This window comes from Phormidium sp. FACHB-1136 (assembly GCF_014697375.1).
GTDB lineage: Bacteria > Cyanobacteriota > Cyanobacteriia > Phormidesmidales > Phormidesmidaceae > Nodosilinea.
Genome location: NZ_JACJRS010000003.1, coordinates 1 through 21,808, shown reverse-complemented (window position 1 = coordinate 21,808; position 21,808 = coordinate 1). Strand labels below are relative to the sequence as shown.

The window sequence follows — 21,808 nt, the reverse complement described above, 5'->3', positions numbered from 1 at the left end:
CTTGACTATCTAGCCCGGCTAACGATCAAAGCGGATCGACGACTCATACAAATCCTAATTGGATAACGGATAACCCCGATTCCCAGCCCAGCAAACCCTAGGGGTGAGGTCTCCTCGCCCGCTGATACCGGGGGCCAACAAGCCGGATTTAGTATGATTGGATCTTGGGCCAGGAGCATGGATTTGGCTGGCGTTCAATCGTGAGACGGGCGCAAGGGATTCAGGGTTTGCCGTTCCTGGGCCAACTTGGTATAACTCAGAGGGCTCGTCTTTGGGAGTAGGTGGTGGCGATGGTCTCGCCCTATCTCTGGCCCAGCAGCCCAGCAGCCCAGTATCTGTAGCAGACGGCCATGACAGACCAAACGGCAGAAAAACCTGAAGTGGCGGTGGCCATTCTGTACCAAGGGGATCGCTTTTTGCTGCAACTGCGGGATGACATTCCCGGCATTCTCTATCCTGGGCACTGGGGCTTTTTTGGCGGCCATATCGAACCAGGGGAAGACCCGCCCACGGCCATGCGGCGAGAGCTACTGGAGGAAATTGGCTACACTCCCTCCGATCTCGATCTGTTTCAGCGGATGGAGATGGATTATGTGGTGCGCCATGTATTCTATGGGCCGTTGTCCGTGGCGGTGGACTCCCTGGATCTGATGGAGGGCTGGGATTTGGGCCTGTGGACGGTGGAGGAGATTCGCCAGGGCCAGCGCTATTCGGAACGGGCGGGGCAGGTGCGTCCGATAGGGCGTCCTCACCAAGAAATTTTGCTCTCGTTTCTCGACCACCGTAGTATAGAAACCGTAGGATAAAACAGGCAACGTGATCGGGCCATTGGCATGACCGAGCCTTCTCAGCAGCTTGAATTATTAGAAATGCTCCCCCCTGGGCTACCGGACTACCGGATTCGGGAGAGCCACCGCGCCCGCCATGTGTCCATCAAGGTGCATCTTAATGGCGACATTGAAGTGGTGATTCCCCCAGGGTTTGACCCCGTTCAGGTACCGGACATTTTGCACAAGCGGCGATCTTGGCTGTGGCAAACGGTGCGACAAATTGAGCACAAAACCGCTACCCTTGCCCAGGATCACTTTGAGGCCAAGCCCAGCCAGATTGAACTGCGATCCCGTCATCAAACCTGGGAAGTCCTCTACAAAGCCAGTCGCAGTCAGCGCATCACCCTCACCCAGCCCAGCCCCCTCACCCTGCAAATTCGTGGCGATGTGGACAATGAGGCCGCCTGTGTGGATCTGCTGCGCCAATGGCTGACTCGCAAAGCCCGCGCCGAGTTTGCCCCCTGGCTACGGGAACTGAGCTTTGAGGTGGGTCTGCCGTTTAATAACGTCTCCATTCGCGGCCAGAAAACCCGCTGGGCCAGTTGCTCTAACCATAAGGACATCAGCCTAAATTACAAACTGCTGTTTTTGCCGCCGGAGCTGGTGCACTACGTCTTTGTCCATGAGCTGTGCCACACTGTCCACATGAACCATTCCAAAGCCTTTTGGCGGCTGGTGGGAGATAAGCAATCCGACTACCAGCACCACCGCAACCATATCCGCGATGGCTGGCGCTACGTGCCCCGCTGGGTAGAGTCCTAATGCCGACCCCAAATCCTCCCCAAGTCCCCTGGGCGCAGTTTTCTTGGGGAGCGAATCCCCTAAATTGGCAATCCTGGCGCGGATCAGACCCCGCTCGTCTGCATCCCCTCCAAACGCCCCACAGCGGCTACCACTGGACAGGCACCCGTCGCCGTTTTTTTGAGGGCTGGTACTTCCGGGTCACCCTACCGGAGGTGGGCCACAGTTTCGCCTTCATGTATTCCATCGAAGATCCCGGTGGGGGCCAACCCCATAGTGGCGGTGCAGCCCAAATCCTTGGCCCCCAAGATCGCTACCTGTGCCGCACCTTCCCCAACCCCCAGTTGTTCTGGGCCTGGAAGGAGGGGCTTGGCCTAGGCCACTGGCGCTATCCCATCGGCCCAGCCTCCACCGATCCCCCCCCGCCCGATCCCAGCATCCCGTCCCCCCGTCCCCCCGTCCCCCCGTCACCCCCTCACTCCCTCACCCCACCCCAATTCCTCCTGCCGGGGGAATTTGATCGCCAGATCCAGGAGGGCTACCAAGTTACCGCCACCTGGCACCAGGGCCAACTCTACGACCCCAGCAGCGGTGACACCGTGCGCTGGCAATATGCCACCGAACCCGTCTATGGCTGGGGAAACCCAACCCAAGCCCAGCAATCCACCGCTGGTTGGCTGTCCCAGTTGCAAATTTTTGAACCGGGCTGGCAGGTGTTGATGGCCCATGGGCTGTCCACCGGATGGATCGAGTGGCAGGGGCAGCGCTACGACTTTACCCAAGCCCCCGCCTACAGCGAAAAAAACTGGGGCGGATCCTTCCCCCAAAAGTGGTTTTGGCTGCACTGCAACGCCTTCGACCAACCCGACCTTTCTCTCACCGCTGGGGGGGGCCGTCGTCGGGTGATTTCCTGGATGGAGGAGGTGGCGATGATCGGCATCCATCACCAGGGGCAGTTCTACGAATTTGTGCCCTGGAATGCCACCGTGCGCTGGCACATTGCCCCCTGGGGTTCCTGGCGCTTGCGGGCCGAACGCCCCGATTACGTAGTGGAACTCTCCGGCCACACCGATCATCCCGGCACTCCGCTGCGTGCGCCCACCCAAAGCGGCCTCACCTTCCGCTGCCAAGAAACCGCCCAGGGACACCTCAGCCTCACCCTCTGGCGTAAGCATGGCCACACCCTCACCCTGTTGATCGCCGCCCAAAGCACCCTCGCCAGCCTAGAAACCGGGGGTGGCCCCTGGGATGAGGACTGGATTTCTGCCGATGGTTGAGGCGGTTGGGGCAAGAAGGGGGGATATTCCCCATGCCAAAGGCGGGTTAACCCGTTGATCTAACCAGGACAATGGGGATCGCGGTGATCTACATTGAGGCGAAGCCCCTGAGAACGAAGGTTGCCCTGCCCTCCAACCGCCCATTTCTATGTCTATGGGCGTAATCTTTCCCAAAAAGTGGGCGGGACATCAAACATTCGCTACCCTAATCAAAAATTGATGTTGCCAAGTGGGCATCCTTGTGTACAATCGTGGGCAACATCCTGCCACCCTATCGTGATTCAACTAAGGAGGTGATAAAAATGACGGTTAATACGACCCCAAACTTGCTGCAATTCCTGCAAGATGATTTAGCCATTTCAACGGCTTCGTTGCAGGTAGCCCTCAAGCACAGTGAACAGGATCCAGGGCCACTGCCGATGATCCTATGGCAATACGGTTTAGTTACCCTAGAGCAACTTGAGCAAATCTATGACTGGATGGAAGCCGCCTGATGTCCGCCTAGCCGTTCTAGGCCGATGGTCAAAGGCGCAGCTCAGACTGCGCCTTTGTTCGTTTTAGGCTACTCCTAGGGTGGCCTAGGCAGGCTTCCTGGCACCGCGTTAGGGCAACGGTTGGCCCTAAAACAGTGCGTTCTTAGCCATCCTCACCTACGGCTTTACAAACTTTAAAGACCATTGTGTCATTTCCGTAAAACCACGGTCTTTTTAGTCCTAAGCTCACGTCTTTCGTTAAGCTACGGTGAAACGTTGAAAGGGCGGCTTAGCCTTTGAGCTTACGCGTCAGATAGGCGTCTCCTGATGGGATTCCCCGGTGGTTTACTGGGGGATTTTTTTGGGCGTTGTTCCCCTAGACAGTCGCTTCAGCGGGCACAAAGACAGGTCGCAACGGCCAGCACCGTCCTATGATGGTATGGGTTTGACGGGGGGCTTTCCCAAACATGTAACCCCTGGGCCAATGCCCTGCCCCCTAGACATTAGTTAGGTTGAACACGCGCATGAGAGATTACGTCGAGTGGCTTGGGTTAATGGCCGTATCGGGCGGTTTGGCCGTGCTGCTGAATACCGTCTTGCTGAACGGTGTCGCCCATGCTCAGATTCCCGCCCACGGATTGGCCCCGTCCTCCGCGCCCCCGGCGGAATTGTGCCTTTGGGTGTCGGCTCCGTCCCAGCCCTAGCCCCGCATCGTTGCGCCGATCCCCCAACCTTGCCACAATGAAAGGCAAGATTGTTAAGTGTTGGAAACATTTCTAGTATGGGATTTCTGTCGATTCTGGGGCTTCTCGTGGGGCTGCTGGGGCTAGGCTTAGTAGTTTATTTCTTCACTGCCCGCCGCTACCAGTCGTCTAATTCCGTAGCCAATGCCTACGACCAATGGACCCAGGACGGCATCCTCGAATTTTACTGGGGCGAACATATTCACCTAGGGCACTACGGGTCGCCGCCGCGTCGCAAGCCGTTTTTGGCCGCCAAGGCGGATTTTGTCCACGAAATGGTGCGCTGGGGCGGGTTGGATCGCTTGCCCGCCGGGACGACGGTGCTGGATGTGGGTTGCGGCATTGGCGGCAGCGCCCGAATTCTGGCCCGGGACTATGGCTTTGCGGTCACAGGCGTCACTATCAGCCCCCAGCAGGTGCAGCGGGCCACGGAACTCACCCCCGCCGGAGTCACCGCCCAGTTCCAGGTGGATGACGCCATGAATCTCTCCTTCCCCGACGCTAGCTTTGATGTGGTGTGGTCGGTGGAGGCTGGCCCCCACATGCCCGATAAGGCCATCTTTGCCAAAGAACTGATGCGGGTGCTGAAGCCCGGTGGCCTTCTCGTCGTGGCCGATTGGAACCAGCGGGACGACCGTAGAAAGCCCCTGAATACCTGGGAAAAGCCCGTCATGCGGCAATTGCTAGATCAATGGGCACACCCTCAGTTCGCCAGCATCGAAGGCTTCTCCGAACACCTAGAAGCCACGGGCCTCGTTGATGGCACCGTCACCACCGCTGACTGGTCGAAGGAAACCCTGCCCTCCTGGCTCGATTCCATCTGGCAGGGCATCGTGCGGCCCAAGGGATTAATTAAATTCGGCTTCTCCGGCTTCATCAAATCCCTACGCGAAGTGCCCACCATTCTGCTGATGCGGTTGGCCTTTGGGGCAGGGCTGTGTCGGTTTGGCATGTTTCGTGCGGTGCGGGGTTAGGGAGTCGGGCATCGGGAGTCGGGGATAGGGTTGTGCGTCCGCACAGATGCGCCCGTACAATGGAAGCGTCCAGGATGTGTCCTAAAAGCTTTGCCATGCCTACGCCCCGCCTGATTATTATTGGCCTCGACTGCATGGAGCCGTCTCTGGTGTTCGAGCAGTGGCGGGAGGATTTGCCGAACCTGAGTCGGCTGATGGCCCAGGGCATGTATGGCCGCATGGAGAGCAGCATTCCTGCCATCACCGTACCCGCCTGGAGCTGTATGATGACGGGGCGCGATCCCGGAGAACTGGGCATCTACGGTTTTCGCAATCGGCGGGATCGGGACTATCACTCCATGGCGATTTCTGACGGGCGGGCCGTGAAGTTTCCCCGTCTGTGGGACATTTTGGGAGAGGCAGGCTGGTCGGTGGCGGTGCTGAGTGTGCCGGGAACTTCGCCCCCCTACGCCGTCAACGGTTCCCTGCTGTCTTGCTTTCTCACCCCTAGCACGGAAGTGCCCTTCACCTATCCGCCGGAACTGGGCGACCAGATTAAAGCCTGGATGCCAGACTTCATGATGGATGTGCCCAACTTTCGCTCCGACGAAAAAGACCGCATCTTAGGAAACCTCTACAGCCTGTGCGACCAGCGCTTTACGCTGGCTGAGAAACTGATCAACCGGGATCAGCCCGACTTCCTGATGCTGGTGGATATGGGCGTAGACCGTCTGCACCACGCCTTTTGGAAACCGATGGATCCGCGCCATCCCCAGTACGAGGCCGATTCCCCCTTTGCCACCGCCATCCACGACTACTACGTCCATGTGGACAAACGGGTGGGCGAGTTGCTGACCCATTGCGACGACGAGACTGCGGTATTGGTGGTGTCCGACCACGGGGCGCAACCCTTGATGGGCGGCATTTGCATCAACGAATGGCTGATCGCCCAAGGCTACCTCACCCTAAAAGAATCCCCCGACCAGGTGATCCCCCTCGACCAGGCGGCGGTGGATTGGGGCCAAACCCAGGTGTGGGGAGCCGGGGGCTACTATGCCCGCATTTTCTTCAACGTTAAGGGCCGCGAACCCGAGGGCACCGTGGCCATGGCCGACTACGACGCCCTGCGCCAGGAACTCACCGAAAAGCTCAAAACCCTGACCGACCCCAGCGGTAATCCCCTGCCCATCAAGGTCTTCAAACCCCAGGACATCTACCAAAAGGTACGCGGACGGGCTCCTGATTTGATTGTGTACTTCGACGATCTAGCTTGGCGTTCCGTCGGCAGCGTGGGCCTCAACAGCCTCTACGCCGTAGAAAACGACACTGGCCCCGACGACGCCAACCACGCCCCCTTCGGCCTCGCCATTTTCCACGACCCCGCCCAGCCCCAAAACGGTCGGGTGATGGAAAGCGCACAACTCTACGACGTGCTGCCCACCCTGCTGCGCCGCTACGGCATTACCCCTCCCGATGGCCTACGAGGCAATGTGTGGGAGTAGTGCCAGGGTGGCTTTGCAATCGGGCCAGTTCACGCTCCCGTTTGGATTCGTGTTTGAAGACGTGCAACGACCTCTGAACTTAGATTTGCTTCTAGCTCAGTTTGTTCGCGTGCCGCTAAAACAGACTGAATCTCAGACGAAGCTTGCCCTAGCGGCTTGATCAATAACTAGAACCGACATTCCGCAGGTTGACGTTTATTTGTTCTTGTGAATCGTCTGAGTCAAGAGATGAAAACCTTGCTATCAAAGGGTTTCAGAAATGGAGTAATTATCGACTCAGCAGTATTATTACTCAGTGATTCCCCGGCTGGATTAGTTGTCCATCGCGTTAGTGGGCATACTCTAAGCCTTCGCGATGACGGGGTTTCACGATGACAGGCTAGCACAGCACATTCAACTGATCCAATTAAAACGTAGCGTCGTGGTCGTAGTCGAGGCAGTGATTATCTTGCCAGATCCGACCGCTTTCCCGGCAGCTTTCGGCATCGGCCTTGAAGGGGATGGCCGCTGGAGCCACCGAGGGAGTCACCAGCTTAGACAACTGCTTCTCGTTGACCTGGAGTAGCCCCATGAACACAGCAATGCCAGACCCCATGACTCCCAACAAAATGGCGAGGGCGAGGGGCGTCCACAGGGGATGGGGTGCAGTTTCAGGATGGCGGAGGCTGTCGCGATGTTCTTGACCTGCCAAAACCACTAGATAGCCACGCCCAAAACCATAGGGGAAGGAAAGCCGCAGGTTGACGGCATGGCGACGGGGGGCCAAGACCGTTGCGAGGGCTTGGCGCTGGTTTTCGCTGAAGGAAGCCGCTATTTCTGGATCCATACGAGCGAAGGCATAGTCCACAATGGTGGGTTGGGTGGGTTGGGGGGCAGATTGGATGGTGGGGCGAGTCATCAGTAGGTCCTCAATGGGATTCTCAGGGTGGGAGCGTAGATGATTCCAGTATATGGTGAGGGGAAAACTGGCCTATACCCTATACAGTAAAGGCTTCTCTTTCTAATTCAATCAGGGTTTCTCTAGCTTTTCAGAACTGATCACCTAAGGATTTACCGAAATAGGCACCCCCATAATTCTACGCAAGATTACGTAGAGCCCAACCCTAGCCCGCCGCTTTTTCGGTGCAATGGAAGGCGCTGCCGTGAGCCCAACGCCCTATAGGCGTCACCCAGCAGGAGGCTAGATCTGTCCCTAGTCTGGCCCTCAGCGGGAGGCCCGCAGGAGCAGATAGAGTCCGATGGCCAAGCCTAGGAAGGTGGGAATCCAGGCGGCGGCAAAGGGAGATACCAGACCCACCTCGCCCATGGCATTGGTGATAAAGGACAGCAGATAGTAGCCAAAGATAATGACGATGCTGATGCCGAAGCTGGTGGCGCGGCTGGTGCGCTGGGGCAGCACCCCAATGGAGGAACCCACCAACCCAAACACCACGCAGACGAAGGGCAGGGCGTATTTCTGCTGAATCCGAATTTGCCAGCGACGGATTTTCTTTTCGTCGCCGCTTTGGCGCACCAGGGCGAGCTGCTGGGTAGCCTCGGCAATGTTCATTTCGGTGTCGTTTTTGGTACGGCTGGCTAGGTCTAGGGGGGTGCGGGGCAGTTGTAACGCCTGGGTTTCAAAGGTGACAATATTACGGAAGGAGCCATCGGGGGCAACTACGTAGATGGTGCCGTTGTAGAAGGTCCACACATTATTTTTGACATCCCAAACGGCGCTCTCGGCACTCACCACCTGGTTTAGCCCCACCTGGGAAAAATCGAGAATCGTGAGGCCATGCATGGTAGTGCCGTCAAAGCGGCGGGCATAGAACTGGCGCTTGAGTTCCTGGGCTTCGGGGTCATCGGCGGCGGGCTGAAATTCTTGGTAGAAAATGTTGCGCTCTTGGAAGGGAGGGCGCTCGGAGTTCAACGCCTGCTCTAGGGTAACGGCGGCTCGGTAGTTGGCGGCGGGGGTAATCAGCTCGTTGAACAAAAACGTCAGCCCCGTGACCAGCAGGCTGAGCACCATGGCCGGGGCAATAATCCGCCGAATGCTCACCCCCACCCCCTGGAGGGCAATCAACTCGCTATCACTGGAGAAGCGGCTGTAGGTCATCATGGTGGCCAGCAAGGTAGACATGGGAAAGGCCAGCACGATAAATTCCGGCAGTTTGAGCAGGAAAATTTGGCCCGCCAGGGTGATGGAGAGGCCCGACTCGGTGATGCGACGAATTAGCTCAAACAATGCCCCCACGGAAATGCCAATGGAGGAAAATGCCCCCACCCCAAACAAAAACGGTAGGGTGAGTTCCTTGGCGATGTAGCGATCCATCACGGCGATGCTGGGCCACCAAGGGCGAGGCCGAGATAGGCGCTGAGCGGGAGAAGAGACCGTTGCCATGGTAGGGAGATCAAGACCGAGAACGTCAGGGAAAAATCGGGCGGCGAAATCAATCAATGAAATCAAGCTAAAGATACGGAGTGGGCCAAGGGGCGGGGCTAGTCCAGAGGCCCCCTAGAGGGAAAAGTCTTGGCCCAGATAATGTTCCCGCACCAGGGGATTTTGGTAGAGATCGTCGGCACTGCCGGAGGCGAGAATCTGGCCGTCGCTCATAATGTAAGCCCGGTCGATAATCCGCAGGGTTTCGCGCACATTGTGGTCGGTAATCAGAATGCCCATGTCCCGATCCCGCAGTTTGGCCACAATGTCCTGAATTTCCGCCACGGCGATGGGGTCTACCCCGGCAAAGGGTTCATCGAGGAAGAGAAACCTTGGCCCATCCGTCCCCGATGCTAGGGATCGGGCCAGTTCCGTCCGCCGTCGCTCGCCCCCGGAAACCTGAATACCCAGGGTGTTGGCCACCCGCTCCAGCCGAAATTCCTTCAGCAGGTGGTGCAACCGATCTTCGTGTTCCTCCACGGGCACGCGGGTTTGCTGAAGCACCAGGCGAATGTTATCGGCCACGGAGAGGTTACGGAAAATACTGGCCTCCTGGGCTAGGTAACCGATCCCCAACCGAGCCCGCTGATGCATGGGCAGGTCGGTAATATCAATTTGGTCGAGGCAGACTTTCCCTCGGTCAGGGCGCTCTAATCCGGTGGCCATGTAGAAAGTAGTGGTTTTCCCGGCCCCGTTTGGCCCCAGCAGGCCGACAATTTCCCCCTGGGCCACGGACAAGCTCACCCGGTTCACCACCTGGCGCTTCCCGTAGGTTTTTTGTACGTTATCCAAAACAATTTTCAAGGGAGCCTGGGCAAGTAAAGGGCAAACAGCGCTGGAGTGATTGTATCAAACGCCCCCTAGCCATGGGTGTAGGGCGACCTCAACCCCGGAGTCCCGCTAAGGCCGGAGGGGCTCACTGTTTGAGTTGTCTGAGTTGCCGGGGTTGGGGGTCTGGTCTGGGGAGGTGGGCTCTCGGTTGCCGCGCTGATCCACGGGGTTCACCTCGAGTACGGCGGCGGGCGGCGTGGGCGACACGCGGGGGGGAGTGGGTGCGGGAACGGCCATGGCTGGAGCCTGGGAGGCCGGAATTTGGTAAATGGTTTCCACCTGTTCCCTGGGGCGGGGGGCCGCCACAAAGCGTCCTTCGTCGATCAGGTAGGTGACCACTTCGGCCCGCAGGATATTGCCCTCCTGGGTAACCAACACATTGCCACTGAGGACGATGCGCTGCTCGTTGCTGTAGTAGTCGGCCTGGGCAGAGGTGGCCCGAATTTGCTGGGAGGGATAGTCAATTTGCACGTTGCCCCGCGCCGTGATGACGCCCGTGTTGGTGTTAGCTTCCTGGATGTCGGATCTCAGGGTGATGGTATCTTGGGCCTGGGCCAGGGGAGCCCAGGGGCGCAATCCACCCACCAAGGACAGCACCGCCGCCAAGGGCACCATGAACCACCGTCGATTTAGGCTGTGCCTCATCCTCTCCCCCTGCTTTCCTGACCTGATCATGTCAGCTTACCCACGCTTGATCGGTTGATCTGTGTTCCGTTGGTGTCGCTGTCGGTTCTGTAGACCGAACTTAGTCTAATCCACCGTGAGCAGGAATGGCCCCTGCCCCGTGCGGTCAAAGGCGTTGACGAGGACACGATAGGATCCATTGCGCGGCAAGGTGATGACCAGTTCCGAATTGGTATCACTAGGACTACGGTCGTCGTTTTCCCCTAGGCGATTGCCTTGATCGTCCAGCAGAATTAGGTAGGTGTCAAACACATCGCTACTGAGCCTAACGCGCACGGTTTGGCCCGCCCGCCCCTGGAAACGATATTCCTGGTAGAAGGATCCATCATTGAGGGTGGCATCGCCGGGGCCAAGGGTGCCCTGCTGGCGTAGGACGGATCCACTACCCTGGGGAGCGCTGGGGGGTGTCCCCGCATTGCCGCCATTGCCACTGAGGCGCAGTTGGTAGCGTCCGGTTTCGCCCTCGGCGTAGGCATTGGCAAAGATCAAATAGGTGCCCGTATAGGGTAACTGCACCGACAGCCGTGCATTGAGGTTGCCACCGCTGTCGTCATCCTGCACAAAGAACTCCTCATCCCCCGCCGCCAGCAAAATTAGGTAGGCATCGAGTTCGTTGCTGACCATGTCAATGGTGATCCGCTGCCCCGCTTGGCCCTCAAAGCTGTAGGGGTTGTAGTAGCTGCCATCGGGCAATACGTTACTGCGGCTATCAAGCTGGCCCTGCACCGGGGATCCATTCAAGGCGATGGCGGTGGGTTCTCGGTCGGTGCGTCCACCCTGGGCGGTGGTGCTGGCCTGCCCAGACCGCACCGAGGCCAGAAATTGCTGAACGGCATCGGTGGGGATGGCAAAACCGATGCCCACGTTGCCCCCAGATTGCCCGGTGGTGAAAATTGAGGTGTTGACGCCAATCATTTGGCCATCGCGATTCAGCAGTGGCCCACCGGAGTTGCCCGGATTGATGGCGGCGTCGGTTTGAATCAGGTTGCGCTCGGTGTCGATGCGGCTGATGATGCCTACGGTGAGGGTGCCCTGGAGGCCAAAGGGGCTACCAATGGCCAGGGCGCTTTGGCCTACCCGTACCGAGTTGGGGGGTGCAATGGTAACGGTTGGGAGGTTGCCGGGGTTGCCCCGCAAGCGCACAGCGGCCAAATCCAGCCGATTCTGGCCATAGCCCACCACATCCCCCTGGAAGGTACGACCATCGGCGAGGCGCACCGTTACCACCCGATCTCGACCCACCACATGGGCATTGGTGAGGATCAGCCCACTGGCATCCAAAATACTGCCACTGCCGCCGCCATCACGGGTTTGGATGGCTACCACCGCCGGACTGACGCGGTCGTAAACGCGAACCGTGGTGGCTTCATCCAGGGTGGACTGGGCTAGGGCGGCCTGGGGGCCAAGGCTGCGAACACCGGGCCAGGGAGGTGTGCCGGGAAAAACACCTAGCAACATACCCAGGACTAGGGAGCCCGAAGCCAATCGTGCGAAGGCCAATCGTGGAAAGACGGGGTGTGCCATAGCGATAGGGTTGACGGGGATGAGGAGAGGGGAGGGGAGGGGAGAGTAGGGGCGAAGTGCAATCTGGGTAACGGAGGATCGGGTTAACTGGGGGAACCGCGATTGGATAGGGTTTACACCCCTATTCTCCTAGGGTCAGGATAACCCTGGTCAAGGGTCGTTATTCCAGGCGGTTAGGACAGTTTGCCCACAGGCACGATAGCGGCATCAACCCAGGTACCAATCCAGACATTCAGAGGGCCGTTGCTAGGGGGCAGTTGATAGGGGGGCAATGGCTAGGGGGCAATGGCTAGGGGGCAATGCCTAGGGGGCAATCTCAACTCGGTTGCGGCCTTTGGCTTTGGCTTGGTAGAGGGCGGCATCGGCGGCTTTAATCAGGGCGCTGGTTGTGGCTCCATGGTTGGGGAAGCAGGCCACCCCCAGGGAGGTGGTAAAGGGTTTCATGGTGATGCCCTGGTAGTTCACCCGCAGGCGTTCGATTTCGAGGCGAATGGCCTCGGCCCGCATCTCCGTCACCGCCAGGGTCGATTCGGGCAAAATCAGAGTCATTTCCTCGCCCCCGTAGCGGCAGGCAATATCCGACCCGCGCACCCGTTCCCGCAGAATTTTGCCCACCGCCTGAAGGGCCAGATCCCCGGCATCGTGGCCGTAGGTGTCGTTGACGGTCTTAAAGTAGTCAATATCCAGCATAATCACCCCGATGGGATGGTTGTGGCGCTGGGCTCGCTGGATTTCCTGATGCAGGGATTCCTCTAGGTAGCGGCGGTTAAATAGGCTTGTCAGGGGGTCTCGAATGCTTTGGTGCTGGAGGGTTTCGCGCAGGTGCAGGTTGGCGATGGCCAAGGATAATTGCTCGGCCACGGTGCGGGCCAGTTGTCGCTTGGCCTCCGGGAAGTGGGCGGGGGTCTCGGCACAGAGGTAGAACAAGCCCAGGATTTCCCCTTGGGCCTGCATGGGCAAACATAGGGTGATGGCGGAGTCCGGGGCATGGCTGTGATGGCAGCGCAGCCCTGCTTGATCAGGGTCTATCAGGTGGCTGCGGCCCCGCCGCAAGGCCCAGCAGTCTTGGGGATGAAACTCGGTCATGGAGGTGAGATGTTGGCCCCAGGTGGCCACCAGTTCCGCGTAGTTGCGGGAGGCATTGATGATGAAAAGGCTACCGCAGCAGTTGGGGAACATCGGAGCCACCAGGGTGGCCATGGCCTCGTAGGCTTCCTGCACCGTCAGGCAGGACTGGATGAACTCGTTCATTTCGCCCAGGCGCAGCATTTCCTCCTGGCGCTGTTGTAAATCCTCCACGTTGTCCTGCAATTTCTGGTTCGATTGATGCAGGGCCAACTCCGACCGCTTCAGGGGGGTGATATCTCGACAGGTGACCGCCAGCCCATCCCCCAGTATCACGGCGGTCACCTCCAGCCAAAAGTCTTGGTCTTGATGGCGATAGTGAACCGACTGCTGGGCGGGCTGTTTTGTACTCACCACCTGCTGACAGAGGGCAAAGAGGGTATCGATATGGCGATGGGGGCGAATATCCAGCAACCGTCGTCCCAGGATGACTTGGGGATCCTGGTCTAGAAGTTTGGCCGCAGTGGGATTGCACAGCAGCCATTCAAAGTCGATCACCAGGTTATCCTCGCGCACCGACCGAAAGGCCATGATGCCATCGAGAGAGCTATTTAAGACGCCGCTAAGTTGCATTTCTGAGGTTTGCAGTGCCGCCTGCATTTCCACCGTGGAGGTTACATCCAGGTGGCTCCCCACCATCCGCACCACCCGCCCTTCGTCATCCACCACATGGAGCAGGCGGGTCAGCATATGCACCGTTGACCCGTTTTTGTGACGATAGCACTGCACGAGGGAAAAGTGATCGGTGCGTCCCGCGTTGTAGTCCTCCGTGAGCCGCTGGGAGCGTTGGCGATCCGCCTCAAACACCACCGACTCCCACATGGCCAGAGAGTTTTCCAGTTCGTGGTCTTCGTAGCCGAGAATGGCCTTCCATCGGGGGGAAAAGTAGATTTCGTTGGTGAGTAAATTCCAGTCCGAAAAGCCCTCGGAGGAGGCTTGGAGAACTAGTTCGAGCTGTTCCTTGGTGGACTTGAGATCCATCTCAGATTGTCGCCGATGGGTGATATCGCGGGCGGCGGCATAGACCACCGTACCCACCGGAACAGATCGCCACTCAATCCAGCGGTAGGAACCATCCCGGCAGCGGTAGCGGTTGACGAAATTAAGGATTTCCTGCTGATCCGAAAGGGTGGCTAGCGTGGCGGTGGTGGCTTCTACATCGTCGGGATGGACGTAGTTCATAAAGGGTTGGCCCTCTAGCTCCTCTAGGGAGTAGCCCAGGGTTCTTTCCCAGGCGCAGTTGAGGCGGCGAAAGTAGCCATCGGTGTCGGCAATGCAGAGCAAATCCAGGGAGACCGAAAAGAACCGATCCAACTCATCAATTTTGGTTTTGAGGGCCAGTTCCGTCTGTTTGCGCTCGGTAATGTCCCGCACAATTACCAGGCATTCTTCATCGCTACAGGGCACCAGACGCACCTCTTCGTAGCAGATTTTGCCATGCTTGGGCACCTGCTGTTCCCACACCTGAAGCTGCCCCGTGGCCAGGGCTTGGTCAATGCGCTGGAGCTGGTAGTGCAGAATATCGAGGGGCAGCACCTCCGAGAGATGGCGCTGAATCGGCAAAAAACTGCTGGAGGTCTCATCCTTGGGCGGCAACACCATAAAGCAGGTGCCATCGCGCCCCACCCGCAGCAATAAATCCGGCATGGCCGACAGAATCGCCTGGTTGGTGGCCTCGCTTTGGCGCAGAATAATTTCCATCTGCTGCCGCTGCATTTCCTCCCGCTTACGTTCGCTGATGTCGGTATGGGTGCCAATCAACCGCTGGGGCTGGCCCTCGGCATTCCATTCAATCACCTGGCCCCGGTCAAGGATCCACTTATAGCTGCCGTCCTTGCAGCGCATCCGGTGTTCGTTTTGGTAAATCGGGGCTTCCCCGCGCAGGTGAGCTTCTAGGTCAGCGTAGCACTGGGCCTTATCGTAGGGATGCACCCGGCTGTCCCATTCCTCTAGCCGATTGCTGATCTCGTGGTCGTCGTAGCCCAACATCATTTTCCACTGGGCCGAGAAAAAAACCTCATTGGTGATCGGGTTCCAATCCCATAGGCCATCTCCGGTGCTCTCTAGGGCCATTTGCCAGCGCCGTACCGTGGCTTGCTCGGCCACCAGTTGCTCTCGCAGAGATTGGTTAGCCCGGTTTAACGCCATTACCTGTGCCCGCAGGGCGTCCATGGTTTCCGCAGGGCTCACCATAGACTCGGTTGAGAACCCCAGTAGATTTACGCTAGGGCTATCCGTCCATATGCTCTCACCAGCCACAACATCACCTTAGGAACAAAACGGGAGCACAGAAAAAAATGATGCACTACACAACCCTTGCCCTCAGATAAAGGCAAGATTAACCACTCATCTCTAATCTTTGTGTGCCCATTCCGAGGGGATAACCACAACCTAAGCCGCCGTTCTTTAACCTTACTTAAGAAAAGCATCAAGCGCTGATAGAGGTAACCATGGCTACTCCTATCTTTACGTATAAGGAATCAAATCGTCTTATCGATCACATTTTATTTAAGGTTGTTAGGGCTTTTACGGAAGCGATGCCTTGTCCCAGCCCTAGGGAATTACTGAGGCATCGCAGATCGTCGGATCGCGAACCGGGCCAGCGGGCCAAGCGCCCAGACCTTGGGCTACCCCTAGGGCCAAACTACGGCTTGTACACATTTCATCGCTATCCTTGAGCGCCTGGGAGATCCCCCTAAATCCCCCTTTCCAAGGGGGACTTTGAATCCAGTTCCCCCCTTCCCAAGGGGGGCTAGGGGGGATCAACCCTCAGCGCAAGGCGAAATCGAGATTTCTGGATCAGCGGGGGCTAGGGCCAAAGGAGGGTGGTGGCATTGTCCAGGGTTTCGGGTTGGCCCTGGGCATCCACGGCATTGAACCGCTCTAGGATGGGCCGCACCGCCGGGGGCAGGTAGGAAAAGTCAAACTGGGGATCGCCGTTGGCAATGGTGGGCCAAAAGTGGCTGAGGCTGGGGGCAAGGGCTTCGGCCTCGGCCTGGGAGAGGTTAATGGGCGGAGCCGCCAGAAACTTGGCCATAAACACCCCAGCCCGGTCGCACATCCATGCGTAGGACATGGTTTGCAGATCATCCCAGGGGTTGACCGCCAGCAGCCGATGGGATTGCACCGCCAGCCGCAGGGATTGGCCCCGCTCCCAGTTCCCCTCCAGCACTCGGTAGGGATGGGGATAGCTGACCAGGGAACCCGTCAACACTTCACAGAGCGAACCCTGGCGGGCAATGTTTTGCACATGGAGGTGCCCGGTGAACAGCAGCGGCACCTGGGCGGCGGCTAAAGGCTGGATCAAAGCCTGCCGATTATGCACCATGTAGCGCTGGCCCAGGGGGCTTTGGGCCTGTCCCCACAGGTGTTCTAAGACGTTGTGGTGCAGCATCACCAGCACTAGGTCGCCTTGTAGACGGGGCAGCAGATCCGCCAACCAGGCCAGTTGTTGATCATCCACATAGCCCACCCCCAATTGCCGCCCCGCCCCATCAAAGGCGTTGGAATTGAGGCCAAGCAAATGGATGCCGGGGAGAATCTCCCGGTGATAGTAGGGGGCGGGGCCATCGTAGCCAAACCCCTGGTAGAGGCGGGGAAAATCGGCTAAGCCAATGGCCTGGGGGCTGGCGTCGTGGGCAATGATGTCGTGGTTGCCGGGAACCACGTAGGCCGGAAAGGGGAGGCGCTTGAGCCGCTGGATCAGCCAATCGTGGTTTTCCCATTCCCCATGCTGGGTCAGGTCTCCCGGCAGCAGCAGAAAGTCTAAATCCAGGGTTTCCAGGTGGGCAAAAATTTGCTCTAACCCCGGAATACTGACCTCAACCAAATGAAAGCGGTGGGGGTGGTCGGGGATGGTTTCTGGGAGGGCGACGTGGGGGTCGCTGACGATGGCAAAACGAAAGCGCTGTCCCATAGGGTGAGATGGATGGCGTCAGACTCCTACCAGCCTACCCGCAAAGGGTGGCCCCCGTGTCAGTCGATTCCAGTGCCCTATACGTTAAAGCGGAAGAGCATCACGTCGCCCTCCTGCACCACATATTCTTTGCCCTCGCTGCGGACCAAGCCCTTTTCCTTCGCCGCTGGCATCGATCCGTTGTCCACCAGGTCTTGGTAGGCGACGGTTTCGGCCCGAATGAAACCGCGCTCAAAGTCGGTGTGGATGACGCCCGCCGCCTGAGGGGCCAGCATTCCGGCTTTGATTGTCCAGGCGCGGGTTTCCTTGGGGCCAGTGGTGAAGTACGTCCGCAGGCCCAGCAGTTCGTAGGTGGCGCGAATCAGGGTCATCAGCCCCCCTTCGGTGACGCCTAGGGCATCCAAAAAGTCCCGCCGTTCTTCGTCGTTGAGGTCGATTAGCTCCGATTCCACCTGGGCCGAAATCACCACCACTTGCGCCCCTTCCTGAGCCGCCACTTCGCGCACCTGTTCCACCCAGGCGTTGCCGCTGGCGAGGTCATCTTCGGAGACATTGGTGGCGTAGATAACGGGCTTGCGGGTGAGCAGACCGAGGGGTTTGATGATGGCCTCGGCCTCTTCGTCGAGTTCTACCTGGCGGGCGGTTTTGCCCTCGTTGAGGACGGGCAGGATTTTTTCCAGGATAGCTAACTCCGCCTGGGCCTCTTTGTCGGCGCGGGCCAGCTTGCGGACTCGATCCACCCGACGCTCTAGCTGGGCCAAATCCGCTAGGGCCAGTTCCAGGTTAATCACCTCCATGTCGCGCACGGGGTCTACGGAACCGGACACATGGATAATGTCATCGTCCTCAAAGCAGCGCACCACATGGACGATGGCATCGACTTCGCGGATATTGGCGAGGAACTGGTTGCCCAAGCCTTCCCCTTGGCTGGCTCCTTTCACCAGTCCGGCAATGTCCACAAATTCTACGCGGGCGGGCACAATGTCGTCGGAACTGGAGAGGTCGGCCAACACCTGAAGCCGAGGATCGGGCACCGCCACGACCCCCACGTTGGGCTCGATGGTGCAGAAGGGAAAGTTGGCGGCTTGGGCCTTGGCGTTGGCAACCACGGCATTGAAGAGGGTCGATTTTCCAACGTTGGGCAGGCCCACAATTCCGGCTCGTAGCATGGGTTTAGGTCGTCAAATAAAGGGGCAAGGCATACCATCATACCCCTTCAGCATAGGGGAGGACGCCCCCAATTCAGCTACCTGTTGCAAGCGCCGAGGGTTGCTATACCCTTAGAACGACATAGGTCTTAAGCAATGGCCTGGAGACAACGTGGGTAGGGGAGGACAGGCGCAATGGTGAGGGCAAGGTGGCGGGCGGGGTGGATTAGCCTAGGGCTGGGGCTAGGGGTGCTGCTGTCGGGGTGTCAAACCCTGGGTCTAGCCGGGTCTTCCCCCGATGCCGATACGGAAACGGGCAACCAGTACGTCAGCCGTTCGGTGCGAGGCAACCGACTCGTTAGCCGCAACGTTCCCGCCAGTTTGGGCCTGCGGCGAGGCTGGCAACCCGCCCCCTTTCCTTCCCTCCACCCCAGTTCCGACCTGCAAGCCTATCACCCCGGACAGGCCATTTTTGTGGTGGTGCTGGCGGAAAGCAAGGCGAACGTTCCCCCCGGAACGCTGGAACAACAGGCCATTCAATACCTACAACTGATGCGACTCAGCTTTGACCGAGTCACTAGCCCGGAATCGCGCACGCAGATCAGCCAAATCAGCAACTATCCGGCGGTGCAGTACGCCCTCCAGGCCGATGTGCGGGGGCAAGCCGTGGCCTACCTCCATACCACCGTTGAAATGGGGGAGCACTATTACCAAGTGGTGACCTGGACAGATGCCAACCGCTACCCCGTCAACACCGACGAAATGCGGGCCATGGTGCAAGAGTTCGGCCCCGAACAGCGCTGACCAAGGGTTTGGATCACCCAACCGGACGCCCGATCCACACCTCGACCCGTTGGGGCATGGGCGGCGCGGCCTCCTATGGACGCCTGGTTCTCTTGCCTAGGATGAGGCGTGGTGGCTGGGGACGGGTGATGAACAAGCCAACTTGTGAAGCCAGTCTAAAGGTTGAGGATAGTTGGGCCTGGGGCTTCCTACCATGGGTAAAGGCTAGGGAAGAGGCGTTTGGAGCCCGAACCGATCCCTCTTCTGGCCCTGTTTCCGACTTACCAAGGTATACCCATGACGGACATGACGGACTATCAACCCACCGATGCGGCCTTTGCGGTGGATCGGGATTGCAAAACCCTGTCCCGCCACGTCCTAGAGCAGTTGCAGAGCTTCAGCCCCGATGCCCAGGATCTCAGCGCCCTGATGAATCGCATTGCCCTGGCCGGAAAGCTGATTGCCCGCCACCTCAGTCGGGCGGGGCTGATGGAATCGGTCTTGGGCTTTACCGGAGAGACCAACGTGCAGGGCGAGGCCGTCAAAAAGATGGATGTCTACGCCAACAACGTCTTTATTTCGGTGTTCAAACAAAGCGGCCTGGTCTGTCGGCTGGCTTCGGAGGAGATGGATCAGCCCTACTACATCCCCGAAAACTGCCCCATTGGCCGCTACACCCTGCTCTACGACCCCATCGATGGATCCTCGAATATCGACATTGATTTGAGCATTGGGTCTATTTTCTCCATCCGTCGCCAGACCGGAGACGATCTCGACCAATCCGCCCAGGATCTCTTGCAGGATGGCCATCAGCAATTGGCGGCGGGCTACATTCTCTATGGCCCTAGCACGATGCTGGTGTATACCCTCGGCCAGGGCGTTCATGCTTTTACCCTCGATCCGAGCCTAGGGGAATTTATTCTTGCCGCAGAGAATATTAGGGTTCCCAGCCACGGCCCCACCTACAGCGTCAACGAAGGCAACTTCTGGCAGTGGGACGACGCCATCCGCGACTTCACCCGCTATGTCCACCGCCATGAGGGCTATTCGGCCCGCTACAGTGGGGCACTGGTGGCGGATTTTCACCGGATTTTGCTCCAGGGCGGTGTGTTCCTCTACCCCGGCACCGTCAAAAAACCGGAGGGCAAGCTGCGGCTGCTCTACGAAAGTGCCCCCCTTGCCATGCTGATTGAACAGGCTGGAGGCCGTGCCAGCACCGGAATTCAGCCCATCCTGGATGTCGTACCCACGGAACTGCACCAGCGTACCCCGCTGATCATCGGCAGCACCGAAGACGTGGCCCTGGTGGAATCCTTTATCTATGACCACAGCCGTCGGCAAAACCGGGATGACGGATAACCCTAAATTCGGCAATCCCGTAGGGGTGGTGGCAATGGCGGCAAAGCTAGACAAAATCAGCCCTCTCCAAAGCTACTGATCCTATTATTCCGATCCCGGCCTCAGGGAGGTTAGTCAGGGCGCGGGACTTGGGTTGATCGGAAAAACCTGATCGCCGACCAGCATTTCCCATGGTTGGACATCAGGGATCGCTCGGAAAACTATTACCGTCTCTACCGAGGTCTTAGGGGGAATCAGATCTCTAGGGTTAAACAACCCTCTATCCTCAGCCCACAAACTGATAATAAAATCCTCATGAATGGTCTGCACTCGTTCAAACATTCTACCTTGGTTATCTCGTAGATGAATCTCTAGGGAAGAGAGCTGATTAGAATTGATATTCATGTTTTTTAGGGTAATATAAACAACAATGAATTTACCCTCGTTTCCAGCATCTACGAATTGAGTGAAGTGGGTTTTATCGCGTTGAATAACATCCATAGAGACACTACCATTTACCCGGATAGCTAGGCCATTTTGAACCGCCGTTAGGGGGCCATCATGGCCATTCTCAACACCTAAGTTTGCGACGATAGGCACTGGTGGATTGTCTAATGGATCGACTGCCTCAGTATCTGTGGGTGTGGGGCTGATCTGGCTGTGGTTTGAACCTTGAGTCGCTGGAGGCGTTTCCAAGCAGCCTCCTAGGGTCACGGAAAAGCCACCGATGATCCCTAGGATCACGAATAGATGCTTATTATGCATGAGCTTTAAGTTTCCATAATTCGTCAATGAGATACATCTCGCCATAGAACTATGGTGAAAGCCATCAAAATGGAGACTTTCATTGCCGAATAGAATATTGGGTTAGCCCAATACTAAATTTTTATGCTATGAGCGCATCAAGCCTAGTCAAACTAAATCTGGCTTAAAAACCTGATTCAAAGATTTACATTGACTGACTAATCACTCACAAAAACGGCTAAAATGACCAACCTGTTTCAAGATCGTAGCGAATTTAAGGATGAAAATACCAGAGAAATATTGCGGGACATGGTTAGGGATGAGTCTAGGAAATAATTACGAAGGGAACTCTCAGTAAGCTGTTAGTCATCTAAACTGCGTATAATACATTAAAATTCTGGAATAAGCCATGGGAGTCAGAAACTATCTAACGTCAGAGGAAAAGCAAGAGCTTCAGAAGCAGTTGAAGTTCCATGAACACCCTGACATTCGAGAGCGCATTCTAATACTACTACTGCGCAATGACGGCAGGACTCAACAAGAGATCGCGGACTTAATCGGATGCTCCTTGCGGAAGGTGGCCTACTGGAGCACCCATGGAGATCCGAGCAAGTTAGATAGTTTGATCGATGACCGAATGAAAGGCAACTATCATAAGGCAACGGATGAGTATATTGACTTACTGATAGAAGTCATTGATAAAGAGCCTCAAGATTACGGTTATGCGTTTGGGACATGGACCGCCGAGAGATTGGCATCTCATCTTGAGAAAGAGAC

The 21,808-nt window shown here is 57.6% G+C and carries 19 protein-coding genes; 10 read left to right on the top strand and 9 right to left on the bottom strand.

The window, feature by feature from the left end; translation table 11 throughout:
* Nucleotides 1–350 precede the first annotated feature (350 nt).
* The 7 genes from H6G62_RS01715 to H6G62_RS01685 all read left to right on the top strand — a co-directional run bounded on the left by H6G62_RS01715 (nucleotide 351) and on the right by H6G62_RS01685 (nucleotide 6,519).
* Nucleotides 351–806: an NUDIX hydrolase gene (locus H6G62_RS01715; RefSeq protein ID WP_190492386.1), complete on the top strand. Its 456-nt coding sequence runs from the start codon at nucleotides 351–353 to the stop codon at nucleotides 804–806.
* 27 nt (nucleotides 807–833) lie between these two features.
* A complete protein-coding gene (locus H6G62_RS01710) occupies nucleotides 834–1,592 on the top strand; it encodes a SprT family zinc-dependent metalloprotease (protein WP_190492385.1) in 759 nt (252 codons plus the stop codon).
* Entirely contained in the window at nucleotides 1,592–2,848 is a 1,257-nt protein-coding gene (locus tag H6G62_RS01705; protein WP_190492384.1) for a tocopherol cyclase family protein, read from the top strand. The genes H6G62_RS01710 and H6G62_RS01705 overlap by 1 nt, the downstream gene beginning before the upstream one ends.
* A 302-nt stretch (nucleotides 2,849–3,150) precedes the next feature.
* Complete coding sequence (locus tag H6G62_RS01700; RefSeq protein WP_190492383.1) at nucleotides 3,151–3,342, top strand: DUF2949 domain-containing protein; 192 nt, start codon at nucleotides 3,151–3,153, stop codon at nucleotides 3,340–3,342.
* A 503-nt stretch (nucleotides 3,343–3,845) separates the two neighbouring features.
* Entirely contained in the window at nucleotides 3,846–4,025 is a 180-nt protein-coding gene (locus H6G62_RS01695) for a hypothetical protein (protein WP_190492382.1), read from the top strand.
* A gap of 77 nt (nucleotides 4,026–4,102) precedes the next feature.
* A complete protein-coding gene (locus tag H6G62_RS01690) occupies nucleotides 4,103–5,038 on the top strand; it encodes a methyltransferase domain-containing protein (RefSeq protein WP_190492381.1) in 936 nt (311 codons plus the stop codon).
* A gap of 95 nt (nucleotides 5,039–5,133) precedes the next feature.
* Nucleotides 5,134–6,519, top strand: coding sequence for an alkaline phosphatase family protein (locus H6G62_RS01685; RefSeq protein WP_190492380.1), 1,386 nt, complete (start codon nucleotides 5,134–5,136; stop codon nucleotides 6,517–6,519).
* 406 nt (nucleotides 6,520–6,925) lie between these two features.
* Here H6G62_RS01685 and H6G62_RS01680 read toward each other — a convergent pair whose 3' ends face one another.
* The 8 genes from H6G62_RS01680 to ychF all read right to left on the bottom strand — a co-directional run bounded on the left by H6G62_RS01680 (nucleotide 6,926) and on the right by ychF (nucleotide 18,187).
* Entirely contained in the window at nucleotides 6,926–7,417 is a 492-nt protein-coding gene (locus H6G62_RS01680) for a hypothetical protein (protein ID WP_190492379.1), read from the bottom strand.
* A gap of 306 nt (nucleotides 7,418–7,723) precedes the next feature.
* Nucleotides 7,724–8,899 (bottom strand): LptF/LptG family permease, encoded by a 1,176-nt coding sequence (locus H6G62_RS01675; protein ID WP_242051782.1) that lies wholly within the window; start codon nucleotides 8,897–8,899, stop codon nucleotides 7,724–7,726.
* 114 nt (nucleotides 8,900–9,013) lie between these two features.
* Nucleotides 9,014–9,742 carry an LPS export ABC transporter ATP-binding protein gene (gene lptB, locus H6G62_RS01670; protein WP_190492378.1) on the bottom strand — a complete coding sequence of 243 codons (729 nt, stop codon included), beginning with the start codon at nucleotides 9,740–9,742 and terminating at the stop codon, nucleotides 9,014–9,016.
* 96 nt (nucleotides 9,743–9,838) lie between these two features.
* Nucleotides 9,839–10,414 carry an LptA/OstA family protein gene (locus tag H6G62_RS01665; RefSeq protein WP_190492377.1) on the bottom strand — a complete coding sequence of 192 codons (576 nt, stop codon included), beginning with the start codon at nucleotides 10,412–10,414 and terminating at the stop codon, nucleotides 9,839–9,841.
* A 105-nt stretch (nucleotides 10,415–10,519) separates the two neighbouring features.
* On the bottom strand, nucleotides 10,520–11,911 hold the full coding sequence (locus H6G62_RS01660; RefSeq protein WP_242051781.1) for a trypsin-like peptidase domain-containing protein: 1,392 nt from the start codon (nucleotides 11,909–11,911) through the stop codon (nucleotides 10,520–10,522).
* Nucleotides 11,912–12,280: 369 nt separating this feature from the next.
* Entirely contained in the window at nucleotides 12,281–15,295 is a 3,015-nt protein-coding gene (locus H6G62_RS27620) for a diguanylate cyclase (RefSeq protein ID WP_190492376.1), read from the bottom strand.
* 616 nt (nucleotides 15,296–15,911) lie between these two features.
* Nucleotides 15,912–17,018 carry a metallophosphoesterase gene (locus tag H6G62_RS01650; RefSeq protein WP_190492375.1) on the bottom strand — a complete coding sequence of 369 codons (1,107 nt, stop codon included), beginning with the start codon at nucleotides 17,016–17,018 and terminating at the stop codon, nucleotides 15,912–15,914.
* Nucleotides 17,019–17,095: 77 nt separating this feature from the next.
* A complete protein-coding gene (gene ychF / locus H6G62_RS01645) occupies nucleotides 17,096–18,187 on the bottom strand; it encodes a redox-regulated ATPase YchF (RefSeq protein ID WP_190492374.1) in 1,092 nt (363 codons plus the stop codon).
* A gap of 174 nt (nucleotides 18,188–18,361) precedes the next feature.
* Between ychF and H6G62_RS01640 the strand changes: the two genes are divergently transcribed.
* Entirely contained in the window at nucleotides 18,362–18,970 is a 609-nt protein-coding gene (locus H6G62_RS01640; RefSeq protein ID WP_190492373.1) for a hypothetical protein, read from the top strand.
* A 276-nt stretch (nucleotides 18,971–19,246) separates the two neighbouring features.
* A complete protein-coding gene (fbp, locus tag H6G62_RS01635; protein WP_199324673.1) occupies nucleotides 19,247–20,308 on the top strand; it encodes a class 1 fructose-bisphosphatase in 1,062 nt (353 codons plus the stop codon).
* Between the two features lie 114 nt (nucleotides 20,309–20,422).
* Here fbp and H6G62_RS01630 read toward each other — a convergent pair whose 3' ends face one another.
* A complete protein-coding gene (locus tag H6G62_RS01630) occupies nucleotides 20,423–20,983 on the bottom strand; it encodes a hypothetical protein (RefSeq protein ID WP_190492372.1) in 561 nt (186 codons plus the stop codon).
* 457 nt (nucleotides 20,984–21,440) lie between these two features.
* On the opposite strand from H6G62_RS01630, the gene H6G62_RS01625 reads away from it, so the two are divergent.
* Nucleotides 21,441–21,808: helix-turn-helix domain-containing protein (locus H6G62_RS01625; RefSeq protein WP_190492371.1), on the top strand; the 368-nt coding region annotated here is incomplete at its 3' end.

What these genes read in the sequence shown, in the direction of transcription:
- H6G62_RS01660 (WP_242051781.1), bottom strand. Translation starts at nt 11,911, where the DNA reads ATGTTGCTAGGTGTTTTTCCCGGCACACCTCCCTGGCCCGGTGTTCGC.
- H6G62_RS01665 (WP_190492377.1), bottom strand. Translation starts at nt 10,414, where the DNA reads ATGAGGCACAGCCTAAATCGACGGTGGTTCATGGTGCCCTTGGCGGCG.
- H6G62_RS01685 (WP_190492380.1), top strand. Translation starts at nt 5,134, where the DNA reads ATGCCTACGCCCCGCCTGATTATTATTGGCCTCGACTGCATGGAGCCG.
- ychF (WP_190492374.1), bottom strand. Translation starts at nt 18,187, where the DNA reads ATGCTACGAGCCGGAATTGTGGGCCTGCCCAACGTTGGAAAATCGACC.
- H6G62_RS01680 (WP_190492379.1), bottom strand. Translation starts at nt 7,417, where the DNA reads ATGACTCGCCCCACCATCCAATCTGCCCCCCAACCCACCCAACCCACC.
- H6G62_RS01700 (WP_190492383.1), top strand. Translation starts at nt 3,151, where the DNA reads ATGACGGTTAATACGACCCCAAACTTGCTGCAATTCCTGCAAGATGAT.
- H6G62_RS01690 (WP_190492381.1), top strand. Translation starts at nt 4,103, where the DNA reads ATGGGATTTCTGTCGATTCTGGGGCTTCTCGTGGGGCTGCTGGGGCTA.
- H6G62_RS01675 (WP_242051782.1), bottom strand. Translation starts at nt 8,899, where the DNA reads ATGGCAACGGTCTCTTCTCCCGCTCAGCGCCTATCTCGGCCTCGCCCT.
- H6G62_RS01695 (WP_190492382.1), top strand. Translation starts at nt 3,846, where the DNA reads ATGAGAGATTACGTCGAGTGGCTTGGGTTAATGGCCGTATCGGGCGGT.
- H6G62_RS01715 (WP_190492386.1), top strand. Translation starts at nt 351, where the DNA reads ATGACAGACCAAACGGCAGAAAAACCTGAAGTGGCGGTGGCCATTCTG.
- H6G62_RS01650 (WP_190492375.1), bottom strand. Translation starts at nt 17,018, where the DNA reads ATGGGACAGCGCTTTCGTTTTGCCATCGTCAGCGACCCCCACGTCGCC.
- H6G62_RS01710 (WP_190492385.1), top strand. Translation starts at nt 834, where the DNA reads ATGACCGAGCCTTCTCAGCAGCTTGAATTATTAGAAATGCTCCCCCCT.
- H6G62_RS27620 (WP_190492376.1), bottom strand. Translation starts at nt 15,295, where the DNA reads ATGGTGAGCCCTGCGGAAACCATGGACGCCCTGCGGGCACAGGTAATG.
- fbp (WP_199324673.1), top strand. Translation starts at nt 19,247, where the DNA reads ATGACGGACATGACGGACTATCAACCCACCGATGCGGCCTTTGCGGTG.
- H6G62_RS01640 (WP_190492373.1), top strand. Translation starts at nt 18,362, where the DNA reads ATGGTGAGGGCAAGGTGGCGGGCGGGGTGGATTAGCCTAGGGCTGGGG.
- H6G62_RS01705 (WP_190492384.1), top strand. Translation starts at nt 1,592, where the DNA reads ATGCCGACCCCAAATCCTCCCCAAGTCCCCTGGGCGCAGTTTTCTTGG.